Here is a 4,168-nt window from a genome sequence, read left to right as displayed (position 1 = left end):
CATGTCCACCGGTGTGTCGGCGCGGGTGAAGAAGCCAGTCATGCGCGAGACCTCAGGGCGGGTCTATCAGGCCGGGGCGAGATTGTTCCACAAGTCGCTGCGCGCGGTCCAGGCGCTGTGAGCGCAGCCACTAAGGTGAACCGGCAGTGCCATTCCTTGTGGCGGGTAACTGGCAGGATGGCGGCGATCATCCTTACCGTGAACATCATCATATCGATGACGTTGTACCAGGTGAACTCGTAAGGGTGCTACATCGTGCCTGTGCGGCGCGCGGCGGCGCGCTGCGCGGCCCACAAGCCGAGCGGGATCAGCGCGCCCGTCAGCGCAAAGCCGGCGAGACCGATCTCGAGGGTGGCGCGCGATCTGGCCGCGCGCGATAATCTCTGTCTGCCACACATAGAGCCCGATCCAGGCGAAGAACGCGATGGCGTGCATATGTTGCAGCGTCTGGAACGTGTCCGCACCTGTGGCAACAGGCCAGTAATAGGTCAGCGGGAAGCTGAGGAGGACGATGACGCCCATGACGAGCGCCGAACGGGCAAAGAATTGCGGCCGCTCGCTACGGACCGCGGCAGGCGCGGCGCTGATCGTGTCTGCGGTCATGTGATGTCCCCTGCCCTGCGCCGAACTGTTCGCGGCGCCTGCAAGACGTGTCAACCGGTTGGCCCTGTCAGTTCAGGCGGCCTCCAGCGGCGAGCGACGTGCCGGCGAGGAAGTCGCGCGCGACGAGGGGTTTGCCGCCTGGTTTCTGGAGCTTCAGGAGGCGGACGGCGCGGCCATCGCCGCAGGCGACCGCGAGCCGGTCATCGAGCAGTGTACCGGGCGGGGCCGGGTTCCGGAGGTCCGTCAGTTCACTGAAGAGGAGTTTGAAACGCACGGGCCCCTGCCCGGGATCCGCCTCGCACCAGGCGCCGGGCGCCGGCGCAAGACCGCGTATCCGGCAGTCGACCTCGGCGGCGGGGCGCGTCCAGTCGACACGCTGGTCGTCGGCGGTGACCTTGGCGGCGTAGGTCATGCCAACTTCGGTTTGCGGGACGGGCTTCAGGCTGCCATCGGCAAGGCCCGCCAGCGCGCGCGGAGCAAGTTCAGCAGCCAGCGCTGCGAGCCGATCGTGCAGCGTGCCGGCGGTGTCCGTGCGGGTGATCTGCGTACGGACGGAGGCGAGTACGGGGCCGGTATCGAGCCCTGCTTCCATCAGCATCGCGTCCACGCCGGTTTCGCAATCGCCTGCCATGATCGCGCGCTGGATCGGCGCCGCGCCCCGCCAGCGCGGCAGGATGGATGCATGCATGTTGAGACAGCCAAGGCGCGGCGCATCGAGGATCGGCTGCGGCAGGATCAGGCCATAAGCCACGACGACCGCCGCATCCAGACCGAGTGCCGCGAAGGCCGCCTGTTCCTCCAGCTTCTTCAGCGATTTCGGTATGCGCACTTCGAGGCCGCGCGCCTCGGCAAAGGCATTCACCGGAGTCGGCGTGAGCTTCTGCCCCCGGCCGGACGGACGCGGCGGCTGGGAATAGACGCATGCGATCTCGTGGCCCGCTGCGATCAAGGCTTCCAGCACGCCCTGCGCGATGGAAGGGCTTCCCATGAAGGCGATGCGGAGCGGCTTGGTCATGAGCGCCGATCTATCGGCAAAGTGCGGACTTGGAAAGCGAACCTAATTCGCGTCTTCGCGGATGGCGCGCAGCTTCGCCTTCTTCACCTTCTCGATCGCACGGTCGCGTTTCAGGCGCGAGAGGTAATCGATAAACAAAGTGCCTTTGAGATGGTCAATCTCGTGCTGAATGCAGACGGCATAGAGGTCCTCGGCCCATTCCTCGGCCAGGTTGCCGTGATAGTCGAGATAGCGCAGGCGGCAGCGGATGGGGCGCTCGACCTCGTCGAAGATGTCCGGCACCGACAGGCAGCCCTCTTCATAGGGTTTCTTTTCCTCGACGGTTTCGAGGATCTCCGGGTTCACGAAATAGCGCGGCGCCTTCTCCTCGTCTTCGCGGGCAAGATCCATCACGATTATGCGCAGCGGCACGCCGATCTGGATAGCCGCCAGGCCGATGCCGGGCGCGTCATACATTGTCTCCAGCATGTCATCCATCAGCGCCCGGTGCGCATCGGTGACGCCGCCCTCGACGGGCTTCGACACCTGTTTCAGGCGCGGATCAGGTACAGTGAGGATTTCGCGGATCGCCATGAGGGTCAGATATGCATGCCTTCCGCGCGCGTCAACGGGGGGATTACTCCGCCGCAACGTCTTCCGGGCCCGCAAAGCCGAGTTCCGGGGCCCGGCGCATCGCACTGGCGCGCTTTTCGATCAGTTGCGGATCCTCCGGGGCGGCTTCCTCGGCCGTTATCTTCAGGCTTTCCATCTTGCGCAGACTTGGCACGACGCGGGTTTCGACCGAGCCGACCATCTTGTTATAGGCTTCGACCGAACCGTTCAGCTGCTTGCCCAGCTTGTCCATATGCTCCAGCACCTTGCCGATGCGGGTGTAGAGCGTCATCGCCTCGTCGGCAGCGGCCTGTGCATTCTCGTTCTGGTGATGCTGGCGCCAGAGATGCGCGACTGTGCGGGCGAGCGCGATCAGCGTTGTCGGCGTGGTCACGATCACCGACTTATTCATCGCCTTCTCGATCAGGTCCGGCGCATGTTTCAGGGCTTCGGCGAAGAAATTCTCGCCGGGAATGAACATCACCACATAGTCGAACCGGTTGCCGAGATTGGCCTGGTAGTCCTTCGACGACAGCGTCTGCACATGGCGCTGCACGCTGACGGCGTGCGCCTTCAGGTGGGTATCGATCTGCGCCGGCTCAGTGGCCGAATGCGCGGCGAGATAGGCGTCCAGCGACACCTTCGAGTCGACCACGATCTGCCGGTCGCCCGGCAGGCGGATAATTGCATCCGGACGCTGGCGGCCGGCTTCGGTCTGGTCGTTCACCTGTTCGGCAAAGTCGCAGTGCTCCGACAGGCCCGCCTGTTCCATCACATTGCGAAGGGTCATCTCGCCCCAGCGCCCACCGCCCTTCGGCGCGGAGAGGGCGGTAACCAGCTTGTTGGTTTCCTGCGTGTTTCGCTTCAGGCTTTCGCCGATGGCCAGCACCTGCGTCTGCAGGGCCGACTTGTCCTCCACCCGCACCTTCTCCAGCTCGCCGACGCGCTTTGCAAACTCCTCAAGGCTGAGGCCGATGGGTTTGACCAGCTCGCGGATATGGCTCTGCGTGCCTTCCTTGTGTCTCGTGAAGGTCTCGTTGGCCAGTTGCAGGAACTGCTCGTTCGCCTGCGCGAGGACACTTTGCGCCATCTGGGCGAACTTTGCTTCGTCGGCTTCGCTTCGCGCTTTTGTCTCCGCCAGTTTCAGCTCCGCCTCGCGCGCAACCACCTCGAGCGTTTTCTCCCGCTGGCGCAGCCGGTCCAGCTCTTCGCGCTCGAACCCGGCGCGCTGGCGGCCTTGCCAAAGGTAAACGGCAAGCCCGAGGGCTGTGAGCAGCAGGACGACATGCGCGATGTCGAACCCGGCCGAACCGATCACGATAACTGGGGTCATGGCGGATCCTTCAGGATGGGTCGCCAGAACATAATTGGAACGCGTGCACGCTGTCTACACCTGACAGCCGAGCGCTCTGCCCCCGACTGGGGAATTCCGCAGCCGGGAAATGCAGAGGTTAACAGCCGTGATCAGAACGGGAACACCGCACCGATGCTCAGTTTTTCAGGAAGCCTGCGAGGCGCTTGGAGATGATTTCCTCGGCCTCGGCCATGATCCGGTCGATCAGCTCCTGGCAGGTCGGGATATCATAGATCAGGCCCGCAACCATGCCGCACGACCAGGCGCCGGCATCCATCTGCCCGTCCAGCATGATCTTCGGATAGACGCCGGCCACTTCCTCGATGATGTCCTCGAACTTGAGCGCCGTGCCGAGTTCCTTCTCCTTGAGAAGGAGACGCTCGACGGCGGGGTTTGTCAGCACGCGCTCGGTATTGCGCAGCGGGCGCATGACGAGGCGGGTGTCGAGTTCGGAGGCGGCAACGAGGGCCTGCTTCACATTCTCGTGGACCGGGGCTTCCTTCGTCGCGATGAAACGCGTGCCCATGTTGATGCCCTCGGCGCCGAGGGCCATCGCCGCGACCAGCGAGCGGCCATCCGCCATGCCACCCGAGGCAATGAAGGGA

At 64.3% G+C, this 4,168-nt stretch carries 5 protein-coding genes; all 5 read right to left on the bottom strand.

What is annotated here, in order from left to right:
• Nucleotides 1-248: 248 nt before the first annotated feature.
• Nucleotides 249-398 (bottom strand): hypothetical protein, encoded by a 150-nt coding sequence (locus WEA77_RS06620; protein WP_368067080.1) that lies wholly within the window; start codon nucleotides 396-398, stop codon nucleotides 249-251.
• A gap of 272 nt (nucleotides 399-670) precedes the next feature.
• Nucleotides 671-1,618 (bottom strand): methionyl-tRNA formyltransferase, encoded by a 948-nt coding sequence (fmt, locus tag WEA77_RS06615; RefSeq protein ID WP_368067079.1) that lies wholly within the window; start codon nucleotides 1,616-1,618, stop codon nucleotides 671-673.
• A 42-nt stretch (nucleotides 1,619-1,660) separates the two neighbouring features.
• Nucleotides 1,661-2,191: a peptide deformylase gene (gene def, locus WEA77_RS06610; protein WP_368067078.1), complete on the bottom strand. Its 531-nt coding sequence runs from the start codon at nucleotides 2,189-2,191 to the stop codon at nucleotides 1,661-1,663.
• Between the two features lie 43 nt (nucleotides 2,192-2,234).
• On the bottom strand, nucleotides 2,235-3,542 hold the full coding sequence (locus WEA77_RS06605) for a DNA recombination protein RmuC (protein ID WP_368067077.1): 1,308 nt from the start codon (nucleotides 3,540-3,542) through the stop codon (nucleotides 2,235-2,237).
• A gap of 157 nt (nucleotides 3,543-3,699) precedes the next feature.
• The coding region (locus WEA77_RS06600) for an NAD(P)H-dependent flavin oxidoreductase (protein ID WP_368067076.1) at nucleotides 3,700-4,168 on the bottom strand (469 nt) is incomplete at its 5' end.

The sequence above is a fragment of the Hyphomonas sp. genome (assembly GCF_040882205.1).
Classification (GTDB): domain Bacteria; phylum Pseudomonadota; class Alphaproteobacteria; order Caulobacterales; family Hyphomonadaceae; genus Hyphomonas.
The sequence above is the reverse complement of the archived record's forward strand: the minus strand, read 5'-3'. Positions and strand labels throughout refer to the sequence as shown.